This is a genomic window from Pedobacter nyackensis (genome assembly GCF_900176505.1).
GTDB lineage: Bacteria > Bacteroidota > Bacteroidia > Sphingobacteriales > Sphingobacteriaceae > Pedobacter > Pedobacter nyackensis.
Genome location: NZ_FWYB01000001.1, coordinates 179,538 through 199,829 on the forward strand (window position 1 = coordinate 179,538; position 20,292 = coordinate 199,829).

Annotated in this window: 15 protein-coding genes; 10 read left to right on the top strand and 5 right to left on the bottom strand. The window is 40.0% G+C overall.

What is annotated here, in order from left to right; all coding sequences use genetic code 11:
- Positions 1-4 precede the first annotated feature (4 nt).
- Genes B9A18_RS00875 through B9A18_RS00895 form a run of 5 tightly spaced genes read left to right on the top strand, consistent with a single transcriptional unit; the run spans position 5 to position 9,884 of the window.
- On the top strand, positions 5-3,457 hold the full coding sequence (locus B9A18_RS00875) for a hypothetical protein (protein ID WP_144009349.1): 3,453 nt from the start codon (positions 5-7) through the stop codon (positions 3,455-3,457).
- A 6-nt stretch (positions 3,458-3,463) separates the two neighbouring features.
- Complete coding sequence (locus tag B9A18_RS00880) at positions 3,464-4,909, top strand: SGNH/GDSL hydrolase family protein (protein WP_144009350.1); 1,446 nt, start codon at positions 3,464-3,466, stop codon at positions 4,907-4,909.
- A gap of 44 nt (positions 4,910-4,953) precedes the next feature.
- On the top strand, positions 4,954-5,871 hold the full coding sequence (locus B9A18_RS00885) for a DUF4886 domain-containing protein (RefSeq protein WP_084286781.1): 918 nt from the start codon (positions 4,954-4,956) through the stop codon (positions 5,869-5,871).
- Positions 5,872-5,880: 9 nt separating this feature from the next.
- Entirely contained in the window at positions 5,881-7,569 is a 1,689-nt protein-coding gene (locus tag B9A18_RS00890; RefSeq protein WP_084286782.1) for a sodium:solute symporter family protein, read from the top strand.
- A 35-nt stretch (positions 7,570-7,604) separates the two neighbouring features.
- A complete protein-coding gene (locus tag B9A18_RS00895; RefSeq protein WP_084286783.1) occupies positions 7,605-9,884 on the top strand; it encodes an FAD-dependent oxidoreductase in 2,280 nt (759 codons plus the stop codon).
- A 150-nt stretch (positions 9,885-10,034) separates the two neighbouring features.
- Here the strand turns inward: B9A18_RS00895 and B9A18_RS00900 are convergent, their stop codons facing one another.
- The 3 genes from B9A18_RS00900 to B9A18_RS00910 are packed head-to-tail and all read right to left on the bottom strand — an operon-like array spanning position 10,035 to position 11,556.
- Positions 10,035-10,496 (bottom strand): type I restriction enzyme HsdR N-terminal domain-containing protein, encoded by a 462-nt coding sequence (locus B9A18_RS00900; RefSeq protein ID WP_084286784.1) that lies wholly within the window; start codon positions 10,494-10,496, stop codon positions 10,035-10,037.
- 26 nt (positions 10,497-10,522) lie between these two features.
- The gene (locus tag B9A18_RS00905; RefSeq protein WP_144009351.1) at positions 10,523-10,921 is read right to left on the bottom strand and encodes a zinc ribbon domain-containing protein; all 399 of its coding nucleotides are present in this window, start codon (positions 10,919-10,921) and stop codon (positions 10,523-10,525) included.
- A 23-nt stretch (positions 10,922-10,944) separates the two neighbouring features.
- Entirely contained in the window at positions 10,945-11,556 is a 612-nt protein-coding gene (locus B9A18_RS00910; RefSeq protein ID WP_084286786.1) for an RDD family protein, read from the bottom strand.
- A 64-nt stretch (positions 11,557-11,620) separates the two neighbouring features.
- Between B9A18_RS00910 and holA the strand changes: the two genes are divergently transcribed.
- On the top strand, positions 11,621-12,646 hold the full coding sequence (gene holA / locus B9A18_RS00915; protein WP_084286787.1) for a DNA polymerase III subunit delta: 1,026 nt from the start codon (positions 11,621-11,623) through the stop codon (positions 12,644-12,646).
- An 89-nt stretch (positions 12,647-12,735) separates the two neighbouring features.
- Here the strand turns inward: holA and B9A18_RS00920 are convergent, their stop codons facing one another.
- Both B9A18_RS00920 and B9A18_RS00925 read right to left on the bottom strand, forming a co-directional pair.
- Entirely contained in the window at positions 12,736-13,065 is a 330-nt protein-coding gene (locus B9A18_RS00920; protein WP_084286788.1) for a DMT family transporter, read from the bottom strand.
- Between the two features lie 104 nt (positions 13,066-13,169).
- The gene (locus B9A18_RS00925) at positions 13,170-13,736 is read right to left on the bottom strand and encodes a Crp/Fnr family transcriptional regulator (protein ID WP_084286789.1); all 567 of its coding nucleotides are present in this window, start codon (positions 13,734-13,736) and stop codon (positions 13,170-13,172) included.
- A gap of 134 nt (positions 13,737-13,870) precedes the next feature.
- Here B9A18_RS00925 and B9A18_RS00930 point away from each other — a divergent pair, with 134 nt between their 5' ends.
- The 4 genes from B9A18_RS00930 (at position 13,871) to B9A18_RS00945 (ending at position 20,289) form a co-directional block, all read left to right on the top strand.
- Complete coding sequence (locus B9A18_RS00930; protein ID WP_084286790.1) at positions 13,871-14,797, top strand: DUF4886 domain-containing protein; 927 nt, start codon at positions 13,871-13,873, stop codon at positions 14,795-14,797.
- 70 nt (positions 14,798-14,867) lie between these two features.
- On the top strand, positions 14,868-15,461 hold the full coding sequence (locus B9A18_RS00935; RefSeq protein WP_235005204.1) for an RNA polymerase sigma factor: 594 nt from the start codon (positions 14,868-14,870) through the stop codon (positions 15,459-15,461).
- 85 nt (positions 15,462-15,546) lie between these two features.
- Positions 15,547-16,692, top strand: coding sequence for a FecR family protein (locus B9A18_RS00940; RefSeq protein WP_235005205.1), 1,146 nt, complete (start codon positions 15,547-15,549; stop codon positions 16,690-16,692).
- Positions 16,693-16,878: 186 nt separating this feature from the next.
- A complete protein-coding gene (locus B9A18_RS00945; protein ID WP_084286792.1) occupies positions 16,879-20,289 on the top strand; it encodes a TonB-dependent receptor in 3,411 nt (1,136 codons plus the stop codon).
- Positions 20,290-20,292: the final 3 nt, after the last annotated feature.

A 20,292-nucleotide genomic window follows, 5' to 3' on the forward strand; every position in this document is an offset into this window, starting at 1 on the left:
GGATATGAATAAAACATATAGCTTCAGTTGCCGGATTTTCCTGTATTCAGCAATTGTGTTCAGTATTTTCGGCGCTAAGGAAGTCTCAGCTCAAAAGCCAACCCATTACCTGATACAAGCAGAGGATTTTCAATTTCCTGCTGGCTGGACCGTAGCCAAGGAAGGGGGGACAAATGTCTCAGGAAAGGGGGCTTTGTTAGGCTCTAATGCTAAAGAGGTAACTGCTGATGCACTTACAGTGATCGACATTAAGACTAAAGGCAACTATTTCGTGTGGACCAGATCGAGGGATTATGCGCAGCATAATCCCGGGACCCGTAGGTATCTTTTGTCTGTAAATGAACAGCCTATGGCCAAAGAGTCGGGGGTACATAGGAATGAAGGATATCAATGGGAAAAGGTTGGGGCTGCTGATCTTGACGCAGGCGAAAATGTATTGAGATTAAAAAATACAAAATTGGCCTTTGCCAGGTGCGACGCTATATTTATTACTACGGATGAAGGATTTGATCCTAATAAGATGAATAGCTCCCTTAATGCTTATGCTTTAAAACCCCTGCAGGTAAAAGAGCATGGATCTGTTTTAAATGTGGAAGCTCCTTTTACTTTTCTAAAAAAAGGAAAATCCCTGGGTAAGCTGCTCAATAACAATATCTCAATTAGTTTTGATGAGCTGACAGACCCTAAAACCGGGAAATCCAGAATTGTATCTACCACCGAAATTTTTCAGGATAAAGCCTGGGTAAGTTTAAATGATAAAGTGGAAGCAAACAGGATATTCCTGTTAACGGCCAAACAGCCAAAGATTGAATTTGGTACTTACTTCGCTTTCTGGAAGAATTCCTCCAGTTTAACTGAGTTTTCTGTGAAAGGAAAGGCTTATAAAACGATGGACCAGAACGGAGCGAAGAATCCTTTTCTGTCTGGTGAACTGATGTTATGTGAGCCTAAGGCCGTTAAGCAGGTCTCGGCAGAAGAATTATGGGTGACTTACGTTACCACGAACGGAGCAGAGGTGAAAGGCATTTGGAAGCTTAAACCGGGTGCGTCACATTATGAACTGAGTTTGGCGTATACAGCTAAGACTCCTGGTTATTATAGTTTTGTGGTTTCTGCTTTTCAGGATAGCCCGGAAAGTAACGTTAACAATGTGCAACTCCCGCCAATGTTTAATTATAAGCGTTTGCCGGAAGGACCAATGCTTATCCCTGGTGCTATGACACCACAACCTTTAGCGATTGTGGAAGTTAACCAAAACAAAAAGCCCTTAAGCTATTTTGTCACCGGTTCTTTAACAGGTTTTCCGGTCGACTGGACAAAAGATATGACCTCGAGAATAGGGTTTTCGCTTAAAAATGAATTTAATAAAGTGCAGCCTGTGGCATTTGCACCGGTTTTGGGTCTTGCAGATTCAAAGCTTTCCGCCGGTCAAACGCTAAAAAGGTCATTTAACCTCGGAGCGGTTACCGGTAAATGGAGCGGGGCTCTGGAATATGTGTCCAATTCTATCTATAAAGTGAGCGACTACAGGTCTCAGGATTCTACATCTTTAACAAATGCAGTTTTCAATATTATAGATCTGATCAAGAATGATGAAGCTGCTGGATGGAGTTCAGCATTGAAAGGTTTTTTTGACATCGAGGCTGATCCAAAAATTGCACCAACTGTTGCGCAATCGTCACCGTTAGCAGTAATTTCGGCTGCAGTGATGGGTAAAGATGAAGCGTTTTACATTAGCCGTGCCTTACCAACAATAGAGTATACCTTATCGCGCAGCGCATTCAGATGGGCAAAAGCTGTAGGCGCGCCGTATAATCCTACCGAAGCCTCTCTTGAACTAAATCCCTACAAGAATGTACAGTTCAATACGGCCTATTTTGAGTCTTTGGCGCAATTGCTGGATAATAAAAATCCATGGATTGTAGATGTGGCTATGCCAGATAAACAACCGAGAAAACTTTCTGGGTACAGTGTAAACCTACCGGCATGGACCCAGGAACTGGCAGCCTACAGGTTAACCAAAGATAAGAAATGGCTAACTGCAGCAGTTTCAAATGCAAAGGAATTTGTGGCGAAGGAAGTTTACGGTCAAAAGACCAATTTGTTAACGGCACAGCCATTTTATAACACTTCGTTTTATCCGTACTGGTGGGACTTAACAGACCTTTATGAAGTAAGTAAAGATAAAACCTTTCTTAACGCTGCGGAGTATGCATCTTATTTTACCCTGGCAGGGATCCGCTCTTATCCGCTTGTGGAAAATAAAATGCAGCTGATTCATGAAGGGGATGAATATGAAGGGAATACCAATTTATGGTGGAAAGACGGAGAGAAGTTTCGTTTAGGCTTCCCTCGTCAAAAGGGAGATGTGAAAGCTAAAGAAGTACCTCAGTCTTTAGTTTCGCCCGTAGGACTTGGGTTGGAGCAACCAATTACTTTTTTCCTCCCTAAAAAGAATGTTCGCCATATTTTTATGTCAACCTGGGCTCCGCATTTGCTACGTTTGTCGGCCGATACGGAACGTAAAATATTTGAAATATATGCGAGAAATTCCATTATTGGACGCTTTACAAATTACCCTGGCTATTACGCTACTGGGTATACAGATCTTACCTACAGAGAAAATTATCCTTATAAAGGACCGGATATCAACTCCATTTATTACCACCACATTTCACCGCATCTGGCCTTTAGTTTAGATTTTCTGGTTACCGAAGCCGTGCAAAGATCAAAAGGAGCAATCAGTTTCCCATGGGGAAAACAAGAAGGCTTTGTTTGGTTTAACAACCGCATTTATGGCGGGGGGAAAGGAACTATTTTCGACGATAAAAATGTGAAGATCTGGCTTAAAAAGGGATTGGTTAGTCTGGATAATCCATCTGTAAATTACCTGACAGGAATATCTGATGATCGCTTCTGGGTTGTTTTACTGAACGAGTCTGCCCAGGAACAAAATATTGACCTCAGTTTAGATTTACAACTGACAGGTATCAAAAATACAGGCATTAAACAATATAATGGAGCTGTTGCAGAACCTGGTCTTCTATCGATTTCAGGGAATAAAATGGATGTCAAAGTACCTGTAAAAGGTATTACAGCCTATTCATTTCCTTTAGCTGTACCTAAAGCTACAAAAGTGCTTCCGCCTGTGAAAAATGGTTTACAGGAAGTTGATCTTGGCGCAGCATGGGGTAAGCTTTATGCTTTCAGAATCCGTTCTCCATTTGGCTGGGATTCTGTTTATGCTTATTTAAGTACGCCTCCCAAAGCGGGGTCAGAGGCCGAACTGGAATTGAATGATGACGTTTCAACATTGGAAAAGCGTAATGCTTATCCTTTTGAATGGTCGTTCAGCCGTTTAGATCCGACGAAACCTATCTCCATCAATTTAAAATTGAAGAGCAAAGGAAGCAATGAAGTTCGCCAGGCGCATATAGATTTTGAGGGTATAAAGTAATCAGCTATGAAGTTAAAGTCAAAGTTTGTAAGCGTTTTCGGATTTATGTTTATGATGAGTGCACTGGTTTGTAATTTGACGGCCATGGCGCAGAATAACATGGAGAAAGAGACTTTAGAAAGAGAAAGACTCATCGCTGCAAGTCAGACAGGAGCAATGCCCTTATTCTTTGATCCGGCAAAACCAGATGTTCCGACAATAAGTCCTGGAAACTTTAATAACAATCAGGAGTGTTATCTGAGAGGTGGCCTCCCTAATTTTTTTAACAAAGCAAAAAACAAACAAGACCTCGTCGTGGGGTATATCGGGGGGAGCATTACCAGAGGAAGTAATCTGTATAGAATGCAGTCTGCAAAATTCATCCAGAATATGTTACCCGGAGTAAAATTGAAGTTTATCAACGCAGGTATTTCTGGAACAGGGACCGATTTGGGCGCGTGTAGAATCCAAGAGCAGGTTTTGCAGTATAAACCCGATCTTATCTTCATTGAATTTGCGGTTAATAATGCTTTTCCGGACGGCATGGAGGGGATGATCAGACAGATTTGGAAGGCTAATCCTGTCACGGATATTTTCATGATTTACACTATTTTTAATGGGCAGACCCAAATTTATGCATCAGGGAAAACTCCACTTAATATCATTGGATTAGAAAAAATAGCTGACCACTATCAGATCCCATCTGTTCATATGGGGCTGGAGGCAAGCCTACTAGAGCGGGATCAAAAATTACTATGGAAAGCGCCAGTTGGTACAGAAACTGATAAAATAATCTTTTCTAATGATGGTACACACCCTATCGTGGCAGGCGGTAATTTATATGCACAGTCGATTGCCCGTTCTTTGCTTAAAATGAAAGATCATGCTAAAGAAATGAAGCATTTGCTACCACAACCTTTACTGGCTAACAACTGGGAAGATGCAAAGATGTTAGCTCCCTTGGAGGTGGTAAAGTTTAGCAAGGGCTGGACTTCAATTGATCCGAAGACGTTGCGTGAATTCAAGCAGTTTTCTGACTGGTTCCCTTATGTGATGAAAGCGGAAGAACCTGGCGAATCTTTTACATTTAAGTTTAATGGGAGTATGATTGGCTTTTTCGATATCGGTGGTTCTGAAGTTGGCCAGCTGATTTTAGAAATAGATGGTAAGCAGACCTCATTTCAAAAACAAAAAGGAACACTTGCTTTAAAAGCCAATCAGGTGACCAATTCCTCAGATCCGATCAATAGGTTTAATTCCTTTTGCAACAACAGGTATCGGGGGCAGGCCGAATTTATAGAACTGCCAGCTGGCGTACATACCGTAAAATTCAGTATCTCTCCTAATCTAGCTGATAAGAAAGCTATTCTAGGTCCAAATCAATTGGAAGACATTACGAATAATCCTGATAAGTATGATAAAACCGCAATTTATATAGGTAAAATCCTAATCAGGGGGGCATTGATAAACTGATAGAGGGAAATCAATCATAGTATGAAACATAAAAACACGCACAAATGAAATACATTAAAACATCCATTTTAGTCCTTCTTTTATGCCTTAATGCAGATTTATCATTTGGGCAAAGCAGTCCTAAAAGTTTAAGGCTATTTATTATTGGCAATAGCTTTTCTCAAAATGCGTCTGCTTACTTACCCAATTTTGTAAAGGAAAAGGGGATAGAACTGACTGTAGGCAGAGCAGAGCTAGGCGGACATTCTTTAGCGCAACACTGGGCGTATGCAGAAGCAGCAGAAGCCAATCCCGAGGATCCCAAAGGGAAACCTTATAAGGGTAAGTCCTTGCGTATGCTTTTATCCGATGGCACCTGGGATGTGGTTACCCTTCAACAGGCTTCTTATCTGTCGGCGGATCTGGAAAGCTACAGCCCTTATGCTAAAAAGCTATACGATTATATTAAAAAGATTCAACCCAATGCCGAGATTATTATTCATCAAACCTGGGCCTATAGAAGTGATGCTTTAAAATTTGGCAGGGTGGCACCAAACCAGCTGGCTAAAAATCAGCAAGAAATGTGGGAGCAATCAAGGGGAGCTTATCATGCCATGGCGAAACAGTTGAATGTGAAGATTATGCCCGTTGGAGATGCTTTTTATGCTGTAGCATCAGATAAAGTGTTTGGCTTTAAAAAAGATGCTGATTTCGACTATGCAAATCCGGTATATCCCAATCTGCCGAACCAGGTAAACTCGCTTAATATGGGCTATTCCTGGAAAGATAATAAAATGGCATTTGATGCAAATCATGCCAATGAAGCTGGCAGATATCTGGGTTCATTGATCTGGTATGCAACCTTATTTAAGGAATCTCCCTTAAACATGGCGTATGTGCCCAATAAAGTTCCAGCGGATTTTGCTGCCTATTTAAGAACAGTAGCAGAAAAAACAATTAAAAATTTAAATACAACTAAATAAGTCAATCGCATGAATTCAATAATAGATACGTCGGTTATCGTCATTTTTTCAGTGTTTATTATGGTTATAGGTATGCTGTTTTCCAGAACAGGAAGAAACCTGAAATCATTCTTTGCAGGTGGTGAGGCGGTGCCCTGGTTTATCGGTGGCTTATCCCTTTTTATGAGTTTTTTCTCTGCAGGTACTTTTGTAGCATGGGGTTCTATTGCTTATAAATATGGATGGGTGGCTGTTACTATTCAGTGGACCATGTGTATTGGAGGACTAATAACAGGCTTATACATTGCGCCAAAGTGGAAGGCAACGGGAAGCCTGACTGCAGCTGAATTTATAAAAGACAGATTGGGTGCACATGTACAAAAAAGCTTTATTTATATTTTCATGGTGGTATCGCTGTTCATAAAAGGATCAGTATTGTATTCCGTAGCCAAACTGGTAGGCTCATCTTTGGAATTTCCATTGGTACCTGTTACGCTTATTTTAGGTATACTGATGATTGCTTATACAGCAGTTGGAGGTTTATGGGCAGTTATGGTGACTGATATTTTGCAGTTTGTCATACTTACTGCTGCGGTTCTGTTGATTATTCCTTTAGCATTTACAGAAGCCGGAGGCGTACAAACATTTCTTACCAAGGTGCCCGACGATTTCTTTAATGTGGTAAATGGGGAGTATACCTGGGGCTTTATCATTGCTTTTGCTGTTTATCATATCTTTTATATTGGTGGCAACTGGACTTTCGTACAGCGTTATACCAGTGTGGATACACCTAAGTCTGCTTCTAAAGTAGCATTTCTGTTCGCTGGATTATATATTTTAAGTCCGGTACTATGGATGCTACCCCCAATGATTTATCAAACCATTAATCCTGGGCTGACGGGTTTAGAAACTGAAAACGCTTATTTAATGGTCTGTAAGCAAGTTCTGCCAGCGGGCCTGATGGGGCTGATTTTAACAGGCATGTATTTTTCAACTTCGGCATCAGCAAATACAGCTTTAAATGTGGTGTCAGCAGTTTTTACGAACGATATTTATAAAGGAACCATTAATCCAGAGGCATCGGATGAAAAGCTGATGAAGATTGCACGCACATCATCCTGGTGCTTTGGTTTCGGTATGATCGTGATTGCACTTATTGTGCCCTATATAGGTGGAATTGTTGAATTTACCTTAAGCGTTGGGGCAATTACAGGTGGACCGCTACTGGCCCCGCCAATATGGGCTTTGTTTTCTAAACGCATTACCGGCAAAGCAACTATTACTATTACCATGGTCAGTCTTGCTGTTAATTTATGCTTTAAAATAGTATTGCCGCTCATGCTTGACTATAAACTCAGTCGTGAAAATGAGATGGCACTTGGTGTGTTGCTCCCTTTTATGCTGTTATTAATTTATGAAATGTATGCAGCATACAAAGGGAAAGTAAGTGCAGAGTATTTGCGATTGCAGGAGCTTAAAGCGTTTCGCGCTGCAAATGTGCCCGAAGTTGATGTAGCAGAAGCAGCAGAGATTAAAAGGCAAAATAAGTTCGGTCTACAGGTCATTTCATTTTCATTGGCTTTTATCGCTTTGCTGTTGTATATACTTTGCGCTTTTACCGCTAAGGGAACCACTATGGTAGCAGTTATTGCAACCATAATTTTACTGAGTGCATGGATTCCACTAAATGCAAGTTTCAAGAAGACAATTAATATATAATATAAAACATTATTGGGTTTACCCGAATATTTACTATGATAAAATCAGGAGGAACAGATGGCCGTAGTTTGGTGTCTGAAAAATTAAATACAGCGTTTGTAGTTGTTGGCGGAGGATTGTCGGGAGTTTGTACCGCAATTACGGCCGCACGTAAGGGGGTTAAAGTTGTGCTTGTACAAGACAGACCGGTTTTAGGTGGTAACTCATCCAGCGAAGTTCGTTTATGGATTCTTGGAGCTACCTCACACATGGGAAATAATAACCGCTGGAGTAGGGAAGGTGGTGTTATAGATGAAATTCTGGTAGAGAATACTTATCGGAATAAGGAAGGAAATCCTTTACTATTTGACGCCATATTATTGGATAAAGTGGTTGCCGAGCCTAATATTACACTTTTGTTAAATACAGCAGTTTATGAGGTTCATAAAGCTGATCAAAATAAGATCTCATCGGTAAAAGCATTTTGTAGTCAGAACTCCATTGAATATATCATCACGGCGCCTTTGTTTTGCGATGCATCCGGGGATGGTATTGTTGGCTTTTTGGCTGGTGCCGCTTTTAGAATGGGGGCAGAAAGCAAAGAAGAATTTGGTGAGAAATTCGCACCTAGTGTTGAGTATGGCGAGCTACTGGGGCACAGTCTTTATTTTTATAGTAAAGACACCGGTAAGCCGGTAAAATTTGTAGCGCCGGATTTTGCATTAAAAGACATTACGAAGGAAATTCCGCGTTTCAAAAGTTTTAACGCAAAGGAATACGGATGTAAGTTATGGTGGCTTGAATATGGTGGAAGATTAGACACTGTACATGATACAGAAAAGATTAAATGGGAACTTTGGAAAGTAGTTTATGGTGTATGGGATTACATCAAAAATTCGGGTGAATTCCCTGAAGCAGAAACAATGACATTGGAATGGGTAGGAACCATTCCAGGGAAAAGAGAGAGCCGTAGATTTGAAGGTGATTATATGCTCCGTCAGCAAGATGTGGTCTCTCAGCATACCCATACAGATGCGGTTGCATTTGGGGGCTGGTCTATAGATCTCCATCCAGCTGATGGTGTATTTAGTGAGAAACCAGGCTGTAATCAATGGCACAGTAAAGGCGTTTATCAAATCCCATACCGCTGCTTATACAGTAAAAACATAAAAAACCTTTTCCTTGCCGGACGGATTATCAGCGCTTCACACGTAGCATTTGCGTCAACAAGGGTAATGGCCACGGCAGCTCATGTTGGTCAGGCTGTAGGTATGGCTGCATTTATTGCCAGTAAACATGAAGTAAATCCCGCAGTGTTATTGCATAAAAACTTTATGGATATGCTGCAAAAGGAATTGTTAAAAAGCGGTCAGCATATTCCGGGATTTGAACTAACAGATCACGAGGATCTTGTTCAATCTGCTGAAATATCTGCTTCGAGTGAATATGTATTGAGTGAATTACCTATGGGTATACTGAAGGATCTGGACGTGTCTATGGCACAGATGCTTCCTTTGGTTAAAGGTAAAGTTCCTCAGGTTGTATTCCATGCAGAATCAGAAACGCATACGACACTTGAAATTGAACTGCGTGTTAGTGGGAAATCCGGAAATTATACACCGGATGTGGTATTGGAGAAACAGGTATTGACGATTGTGCCTGGCAGAAACTGCTTAAGTATGGAGTTTGCTGCAACATTAGCCGAAGATGCCTATGCATTTATGGTATTACACAAAAATCCATCGGTAAAAATTTATCATTCAGAACACCGTATTACCGGAGTACTTTCTGTATTTAATCTGGTGAACAAAGCGGTATCCAATTATGGCAAGCAAACCCCAACCGAGGATATTGGTGTTGATGAGTTTGAGTTCTGGTGTCCACAACGCAGACCAGAAGGGCATAACCTGGCGATTAAGGTAGAACCTGGGCTTTCTAAATTTGCAGCCGAAAACATAAAGACAGGAGTTTTCAGACCAACAACCGAACCCAATGCATGGGTGGCTTCACCAGTCGATCAGCATCCAACACTTAAGCTTAAGTGGGAGAAAGAACAAAAAATAAGTAGCATTGAATTGTTTTTTGATACCGATTACGACCATCCTATGGAAACGGTATTGATGGGACATCCGGAAGACGTGATGCCCTTTTGCGTAAGAGATTACCAGATTAAAGATGGAAAAGGAAATGTGCTGTGGAAGGCCGAAAATAACTATCAGACGAAGAATGTTATTGTACTGGAACAGCCAATATATACCGATTGTATTACCATAAATTTGACCCATCCATCTCAAAATACACCTGCGGCCTTATTTTCTGTGAAATGTTATAATTAAGTTATACGGCATCTGTCGCCAACGGGGAGAATTAATCGGCGTATGTCTCCTGCTATTCAGACAAAATATACCTTCTACGAAAAGGCCTCAGGCGCTTTTGCCCTTCCGCAAAAGATGCCAGCCTTAGAGTAGAACGGTTTATTTTGACCATTATAGCAATGAGTATACCGGCAGATCTTCTACAAAGGCAAACTGCCCTTCCAGATGATCTATGATGGCATAGCAATGCCTCAACCCATTCGTTACCACCAACCATTTGGTTTTATGTACCGAATTATACCTTGCTGCCTGGTCAAATACCGACTGCGTAATTTTTACTGCAGGAGCCTTACATTCAATCACCATGATTCTTTGTCCCTGGTTGTTGAAAATTACGATGTCGGTTCTTTTCTGAAGCTTGTTGAGACTCAATCCCCCTTCAATTTGGATTAGCGATTTTGGGAATTTCTTTACAACAACCAGGAACTGGATAAAATGCTGCCTTACCCATTCTTCAGGCGTTAACACCAGGTGTTTCTTTCTTACCTCATCAAATATAAAATGCTGGGTATCCTTTAATGTTATTTTAAAAGGATACACTGGAAGGTTAAGTGGGGTAGGTATAAATGACATGTTTTTGTGTGCTGCTGGTCAGTTTGTTATATTGATAACAAGGGGAATACCCTATAACCGATCATAAATATAAACCTTAATATAATGAACACAGCAAGAGCGGTTTTAACCGTATTGTTTTTAATGGTGACCAGGAAGAATAACATGGCAGCTAAAGACACGAAATCTGAGGTCCAGCCATAAACTTTATAGATCAGGTCGATATGATTGATGTCGCCATTGCTGGATAGTAAAGGTACGGTCAGTTTTTGAATAATGAACATCACCATGGAAAGCAGGTAATCTATTCCAATGATGATGAGCAGTGCTTTGATGGACTGGTTATCTGATATTGCCTGAGCCTCCGGGCTAACCATATTTGCGCCACAATTTCTGCAAAATTTTGCTTCGGGTGGATTAGGTGTATTACATTTTGGGCAGTTCATAAGGTATGATTTTTAGGAGCGGTTTAGTTAAAATAATCACTTTTTTCAATTACCATTGTATTTGCAGCGCGGTCGCCCAATCTTCGGCCATCCTTAGTGGCAAATACCATGATGGGCTCTATAAGGCCACCAACGAATGGAACTATGCCTAGCACCAGAATGGTCAGATTTCTCAGGAAGGATTTTGTTTTGTTACAAGGCATATTGGTATCCAGGTCGATAACCATTAATTTTAAGGCCTTTTTTCCAGGACTTTGTCCTTTTCCGAAACCATCCTTTACCAATTGAAAGGCTATAGGAACCAGTGTTAGGATTCCACCGAGAATACAAAGGAAGATTGTCAGTTCTTCTTCATTTCCGTATGCGGCAATAAATGCAAAGACAAGGACTACTGCTGCCGGAATAGCAAGTCCAGCAAAGATTAAACTATCTAAAAGTAAGGCTAAGAACCTGTTCCCAAGTGAGGCTTTGTAATAAGGCTGGCCAACTTGCGATTGGCGCTCAAATGGATTGTGGGTTTGTGGCGTTGTTGCTTGGATTGGAATGTCGGTAGCAACAAGGCGGGCGCCATCATTGATGCAAAATTTTACATCAGGAGGGTAGCTGTTTTTACATATTGGACATAAATTGTTCATAGGGTAGGTTAAATGATTTTTGTTCAAAAGTAGACAAATTTTTTATCTAAGTTTACAGCATTATATGAGTGCTGCCGACATAATCAAAGACATTAAAGCAAGAAAGTTTAAGCCTGTTTACCTGTTACATGGTGAAGAACCTTACTATATAGATCAGATCATCCATTATATGGAAGAACACATTCTGAATGATATGGAAAAAGGTTTCAATCAAACTGTTCTATATGGAAAGGATACGGATATGGCAACGATTATGAATGCTGCCAAACGCTATCCGATGATGTCTGATTACCAGCTGATCGTAGTGAAAGAGGCGCAGGATTTAAAATGGGCTAAGGAAACGGAAGGTAGCAGTAAAACTGCCGAATTTGTACTGAATTATTTCGAAAAGCCACTGCCAAGTACCATTCTGGTGTTGGGGTATAAATACGCTAATTTCGATAAGCGCAAAAAGATCTATAAAGCGATTGATAAGAATGGAGTCGTTTTTCAGTCAGACCTGGTACGTGATTATAAGCTTGCCGCCTGGATAGATGACCTGGTAAAGGAAAAAGGTTATAAGATTGCCCCACAGGCATCGGCACTAATGGCGGAGTATCTGGGCGCCGACCTTTCAAAGATTGCCAATGAAGTAGAAAAGCTGCTGTTAAATATTGGTAAAGAAACTACAATCGATACGGATATCGTTCAGAAAAACATTGGTATCAGTAAAGAATATAATGTGTTTGAATTGCAAAAGGCATTGGCAGTAAAGAATGTGTTGAAATGTAACCAGATCATCAATTATTTTGCTGACAATCCTAAAGCTAATCCAATGGTGATGGTAATGGCCAATTTGAGCTCTTATTTTACTAAAATATTAAAGTATCATTATTTACCCAATAAAGGCGATGCGGCAAAAGAGTTAGGCGTAAATCCTTATTTTGTAAAGGATTACGAAGCTGCTGCCCGCAGTTATAGTTTGCCTAAGACTTTCGATATCATTAGCCTGCTAAGAGAATACGATTTGAAAAGTAAGGGTGTCGACAGTACCGGTAATACTACTGATGGAGAATTATTGAAGGAGTTGTTGTTTAAAATGCTACACTAAATTGGTTTAATAGGATGTATCGTAAAGGATAACGTAGACATAAAAACCGGCTGTACCATATAATGATACAGCCGGTTTCTTTTTAATATTTAGTGAGAAGAAACAGCTTTTAATCCGATAATAGAGCAGATTAAAGTGGTGATAAACACAATGCGCCAGAAGGTTGCCGGCTCATTGAATATAAAAATACCCACAAGTACAGTTCCAACTGCCCCAATACCGGTCCATACTGCGTAAGCGGTTCCAATGGGAAGCGTCTCAGTGGCTTTAATCAATAAGCCCATACTGATAATCAGGCAGACTAAAAATCCTGCACCCCACATGATGGTGGCATTGCCGGTTGTTTCTTTCATTTTTCCAAGGCAGGAAGCAAAAGCTACTTCAAAAAGACCACCAAGAATTAAGAATATCCAGTTCATTTTATTGTTGTTTAATTGTCGGCTATTGATTTCAGCCTTCGGTAAAATGTTGGGACAAATTTCAGCATTTAGGTGTAAAAACAGACTAAACAAATGATAAGAAATTATTTGATTTCTGCTCTGATTCTGCTGAGTGAAACCGGAGTGATACCCAGGTAAGAAGCGATGTGATTGAGTTGTACCCGTTGAAGAAGTTCAGGGTAATGCTCCATCAGGTTTTTGTAACGCTGACTGGCGTTAAGCAGGAGTCTGGATATCAATCGTTCCTCAACAAGAATAATCTCCTTTTCTATCAATTTTCTTCCCCAATTGGAAATGGTGATGTCCGTTTCATAAAGTGTTTCCAGCTGAAGGTGATCGATACGATAGAGGATGGTATCTTCCAGCAATTCTATACTTTCATATCCCGGAGTTTGATTGAAATGGCTGTTGTAGGAAAGAACAGAGCTTCCTTCTTTGCCAAACCAAAAGGTAACATCCGACTCTTCGGTGCGATAATAAGCACGGGCAATACCGGATTTTATGAAATAAATGGTGCGGTCCATTTCCTGCTGACGAAAGAGTAAATGCCCTTTAGGGTAGTGGATTTCCTCAAAAAGACCAGCCAGTTTTTGTAAGGATGGTTCTGCAATAGGAGTAATGTTGGTAATGATCTGTTTGATGGTTTCCATTGTATCAAAACTATAAAAAAAAATCTACTCACCCTTAGGGTTCAGTTAACTGTTATAGTTGTAATGAGGATAACAATCCAATATAGTAATGGAAAAAAGACTCACTTTGCTAAATTTAAAACACACTTAATAAAATGAAACATACAAAACAATCTCAGAATTTAAACTTTATAGGTATTACTTGTTTTATCGTCTTGTTGCTGTTGGGCAATATGACCTATGGACAAATAAAGCGTGATACTTTACGACTATTTATAATTGGAAATAGTTTTTCACAAAATGCCACCACTTATTTGGATCAAATTGCAAAGGAAAATGGGAAAATACTCATTATTGGCAGGGCGGAAATTGGGGGTTGTTCTTTGGAAAGACACTGGAGCCATACCGCTGCATTCGAAACTGACAGTACAGATGCTAAGGGAAAACCTTATAAAGGCAGATCTTTAAAATTACTTTTATCCGAACAGCCCTGGGATATTGTGACTATTCAACAAAATTCTTATAACTCATCAGATCTGCAGACCTATCAGCCTTACGCCAGAAACTTATACAATTATGTAAAAAAGCATCATCCCGCTGCGAGGATACTCCTTCACCAAACATGGGCCTATCGCGCTGATGCTAAAAAGTTTGGCCGGGTCAATGCTACGGTTGACACCAAAAGCGATATAGAAATGTGGGAGAAATCAAGGGCCGCTTATCATTTAGTTGCAAAACAACTAAACGTTAAATTGATCCCTGTTGGCGATGCTTTTAATATGGTTCGTGCCAGCAAAAAGCATCAGTATAAAAAGGATGCTAGTTTTGATTTTGAAAAGCCAGTGTATCCCAATCTCCCAGATCAGACGAATTCTCTGAACCTGGGTTATAGCTGGAAAAATAAAGAGGTTTTTAGATTTGATGGAAACCATGCCAATGATGCCGGTAAATACCTGGGTTCTTTAGTATGGTATGCAGCTTTGTTCAATGCTTCTCCAAGGGAAATTAAATATACCCCAACAACAGTTCCGGTTGATTTTGCAGCTTATTTAAGAATCGTTGCAAAGAAAGTAAGCAAATAAGGTGCTCCCTTAAGTCCCTATTTCAATGTTTTTTCCTATCTTGTTTACGTACCCGCAATTTTAATTGCAGATGCTGGGTACGGATGAAGAAATGGTCAACTATAACAGCTATTCGGATAATGATCTTTTGCGCTTACTAAAGGCCAGCGATCATGACGCATATACTGAAATTTACGATCGTTTTAATGGCTTGTTATACATTTTTGCCTATAAAAGACTAAGAAACCGGGAAGAAGCAAAGGATAGTATACATGAGCTTTTTCTTAAACTTTGGGCTGAGCGGGAAAATATTTCGCCAGCAGTTAACCTGCCTGCATACCTTTATATAGCTTTAAGAAACCGGATATTCAATATCATCGCTCACCAGAAAATTGCGACAAGATATATCGATTCGTTTCAGAATTATGTAGATCATCTTCAAAGTACCAATACAACAGACCATCTGATCCGACACAATGAACTGGCTTCTTTTATTGAACATGAAATAGCTGCCCTTCATCCACGTATGAGGATGGTGTTTGAACTGAGTCGTAAAACTAACCTAAGCAGGAAAGAGATTGCTATGCAACTGGACATTTCCGAAGAAACAGTAAAAAGCCATATGCACGGCGCATTAAAGATCTTAAGGTTAAAACTTGGAAGTCTGTTTTTCCTTGTGTTATGATCATTCCTTAAAATAAAAAGAAATCTCACTAACCCCTCTAAGGGAATTAACTGTTATGGTTGTAATTGCGGATAAGCATCCCTTTATGACTATGAAAAAAGATATTGCCGAAGAGATTTTATTAAAGTACAAAAATGGAGAAGCTAATGCAGAAGAGCAGTCGCAGGTAGAACGCTGGCTTCTTTACGGTGCAGATGAGGAGCTCGACCTGTCTGATAAGGAACTTTTGGATGACCTTGTTAGCTTAAGGGAACGCATGGGGTTTAGCAAGTCTAAGCAACGTTCTCTACGTTCTCTACGTTCTCCACGTTCTTATGTATTATGGAAAGGAATAGCTGCGGCCGTAGCTGTTCTGTTGACAGTTGCATTAGGTATTATATTGTATCCAAAGAAGATCCGGTATAATGAACCACAGCTTGCAATTGATAAGCCAGCAGCTACAAATTCGGCCAGGTTAGCCTTGTCTAATGGAACTGAGATCGAACTTGATAAAGTAGTTGGCAAAATCGCAAAAGAAAGTGGTATCGAAATTACCAATGATCAGGATGGCAATCTCGTTTATAATTTAACCGGACATGGTGATATAAAACATGATCCGCTGGCTTTTAACACTATAAAAACCCCGCGTGGTGGTCACTATAGATTGATCTTACCAGATGGGAGCAAAGTCTGGTTAAATGCCGAGTCATCTTTGCGCTTTCCGGTTTCCTTTTCTGGTACAACCAGGCGTGTTGAGCTGAAAGGTGAAGGATATTTCGAAGTATCGAAGTCCAGAAAGAAGTTTGAGGTAGCCACAGGTAATATTTCGGTAGAGGTATTAGGTACCCATTTTAATATTAACGCTTATGATAATGCAGAACAGCATACGGTTTCTCTACTGGAAGGTCGTGTAAATGTGAGGCAGGGTAAATTTAACAGGATCTTAAAACCAGGTGAACAGGCATTACTAACAGAAGTAGGTCATGAAATTAACGTGCGTACTGATATAGATACTGAGGCTGTAACCGCATGGAAGAATGGTGTGTTCCAGTTTAACAATACTGAACTGAAAGATATCATGCATGAGTTAGAACGATGGTATGATGTAGATGTGAATGAAAATAATATTCCCCGCAAAAAATTTAATGGTACCATTTCAAGAGATGTGAAGCTCTCAGAGGTATTGGCTATGATTGAACTAACCAGTAACCTCCATTTTAAAATAGAAGGAAGGAGCATTATTATGAAGTAATAATTACACGAAATATACTAGGCCGGGGACGCTCGCAACGTACCCGGCAAAAGGAGTAAAGACAAACTGATTATCTAACCACTTAACCACAAATGTATGAATTTTAGTGTTCATAGCAGGAGCTTGCTATGTCTTAAAAAACGATTAAATGCAATCGATTATTCAATCAGGATTAAAATTATAATTATGAAATTGATCGCGATTATATTAACTGTTGTTTCACTGCATGCCAGTGCCAGTGCATTTTCACAGATAAATATTGCTGTTAAGAATTCGCCTATAGAAAGGGTTTTAAAGGAGATTAAGAAGCAGAGTGGCTATTCTATTTTCTATGATGCGGATTATTTGGCTACAGCTAAACCCGTAAATCTCAATTTGAACAATGCTTCGTTAGCCGAAAGTTTAAAACGATGTTTCGAGGGCCAGCCTTTTACTTATCAGATTTTTTCTAATACTATCGTGATAAAAGCACTTAACCCGGTACCTGAGCAGCGGGATGTCGTAATTGCCGGAAAGGTAACGGATGAAAATGGTGAGCCGCTTCCTGGAGTAACCGTGAAGGTTAAAGGAAGTAGTACCGTGGTTTTAACCAATAGTATGGGGTTATATTCTGTACGGGTAGTCAACAACAAAGCTATATTGATTTTCTCATTTCTAGGATTCTCTACACAGGAAGTTGCCATTAACGGCCGTACAGCAGTTAACATTAAAATGGTTGAAGAAGTGGGTAAACTAAATCAGGTGGTTGTAATTGGCTATGGATCAGTTAATCGTAAGGATTTAACCGGATCTGTTGCGTCTGTAAACATCAGTGATTTTGCAAAAGCGCCGGTAACTTCATTTGATGAAGCGCTTGCTGGCCGGGTTGCAGGGGTTACGGTTGCTGGTGCCGACGGTCAGCCCGGATCTGTAAATAACATTGTTATTCGTGGCCCCGGTTCAATTACGCAGGATAACTCCCCATTATTTGTTGTCGACGGTTTCCCTTTGGAAGACGCCGATAATAGTTTCATCAATCCAGACAATATTGAGTCTATCGACATCTTAAAAGATGCTTCCTCGACTGCAATATATGGGTCAAGAGGAGCGAATGGGGTCATCATTATTACTACAAAACGCGGTAAAAAAGGCGATCCTGTTATCAATTTCAATTCCTATTACGGTATACAAAAAAACACCAATGTAATGGAGTTGCTAAGCCCTTATGAATTTGTTAAGGTTCAGCTGGAGCAATCAAAAAATCTTTCTCCAAATTACGGTGCCATTATTTATACGCCAGGCTCACTTCCTATTACTTCACCAGATTATATTGAGGGAGGGAACACCCTGGAATCTTATAGAAATGTTAAAGGAACCTATATTCAGGATGAATACTTTAGAAAGGCAGGCGTTCAGAATTATGATATTTCTTTAAGGGGCGGGACAGATAAAACCCTGTATGCTATATCCGCTAATGTGAGGGATATGGAGGGAATAATTATCAATTCCGGCTTTAAACGATATATGGGAAGCTTGTCCCTTGATCAATATGTAAAGAAGAGTTTAAAAGTAGGTACAAACCTAAGTTACAACAAAAATAAAACTTATGGGACCATTCAGATCCCCGCGGGAGGAAGTTTCAACTCAACGCTAAGTCATATGTACTCGGTTTGGGGTTACAGACCGGTAACGGGTAATGAGGATTTAAGTTTGGATCAGGAGCTATTTGATCCGGTGGTAGCGGGTGATGATTATAGGGTAAACCCGGTCATCTCCGCTAAGAACGAGATCCGAAATGCAAATGTTTCTGGTTTTTATGCAAACTTATATGCAGAGCTTGCTATTCTTCAAAACCTCAAACTGAGGGTGACAGGTGCGATTACAAATAAGCTGACCAGCAATGAATCTTTCAATAATTCAATGACCAGTTCTGGTAATGCAAGTAATACTACCAGGAAGGTAAATGGATCAGTAGTTGATGTTTATGGAACTAATTTATTAAATGAAAACACTTTAACTTACAGTAAGCTATTCAATAAAGTGCATAGTATAAATGCAGTTGCTGGTTTTACCATGCAGAAAAATGAAGTTTCAAGCAGGGGCTTTTCTGCAAGTTTAGTTCCTAATGAAGAATTGGTGCTAGATGGCTTGGATGAAGCCTTAACACAAGTAATCTCCTCTTCAAGTACCAGATGGGGGTTAGCTTCTTACCTGTCACGCTTTAATTATTCTTATAAAAGCAAGTATTTACTTACCGCTTCTTTCAGGGCTGATGGTTCCTCAAAATTCACCAGGGATAACCGTTGGGGATATTTCCCTTCCGCTGCCGCATCCTGGGTTGTCAGTCAGGAAGATTTCATTAAAAAACTGAATTACATCAGTACCTTAAAATTGAGGCTGAGTTATGGTTTAACGGGAAACAACAGGATTGGCGATTTTGAGTATTTAACGCGTTTAAATTTCCCTAATTCCAACGGTTACGCTTATAATAACTCCAGTCCGTCAAAAGGTACTGTAATCAGCAGCATCGGTAATCCGGGGTTGAAATGGGAAACTACGATGCAAACAGATGCCGGTATTGATATTGGCCTGTTTAAAGAACGTGTAAGTTTAACCGTAGACGTTTATGATAAGGTTACTAAAAACCTTTTATTGAATGCCGACTTACCACTTACAACCGGAGTAGGGACTGCCTTTAAAAATGTTGGTAAGATGCAAAACCGAGGTTTAGAGATCAGCCTAAATACGGTAAATATTAAAAATAAGGTTTTCAGCTGGGCAAGTAATTTTAACATTAGTTTCAATGAAAATAAAGTATTGTCCTTATCCGAAAACCAGAATGCTTTAACCAGGCGTGTGCGTTTTGACGATGCCTGGGGTGGTGTGTTTTCCTACATTTCGATGGTGAATGAGCCACTTGGACAAATGTATGGCTTAATATGGGAAGGTGTTTATCCTGTTTCAGATTTCGATGTCAATGGATCTGGTACCTATGTATTAAAAGCAAGTGTGCCTACAAATGGTACGGCCAGAGCCAGCATACAACCAGGATATATTAAATATAAAGACCTTAACGATGACGGTATCATTAACATCAGCGATTATACCATCATTGGTCGGGGCCTGCCTAAACATACAGGTGGATTTTCCAATAATTTCAGATTTAAAGGATTTGATTTAAATGTATTGTTACAATGGTCGTATGGAAATGATCTGATCAATGCCAATAAACTCATATTTGAAGGCAGCAGCAGAAGAAGTCTGAATCAATTTGCATCATTTGCAGATAGGTGGAGCTTTGAAAACCAGGATAGCACCATTCCGGTGGTAAATGGGAACGGCCCGGCGAATTATTCAACCCGACTTATTGAAGATGGTTCATATTTGAGGCTCAAAACAGTCTCCCTGGGTTATAATTTGCCAACAGCATTCCTTAAAAAGCATGGGATTTCATCTGTAAGAGTGTATAGTTCAGCACAAAATTTATATACCTGGACAAATTATACCGGACCAGATCCTGAGGTTTCTGTTGGCTTTACCAATTTAACACAGGGCTTCGATTATGCGGCCTATCCAAGGGCAAGAACCATCACATTTGGTCTAAATGTTTCATTTTAAATA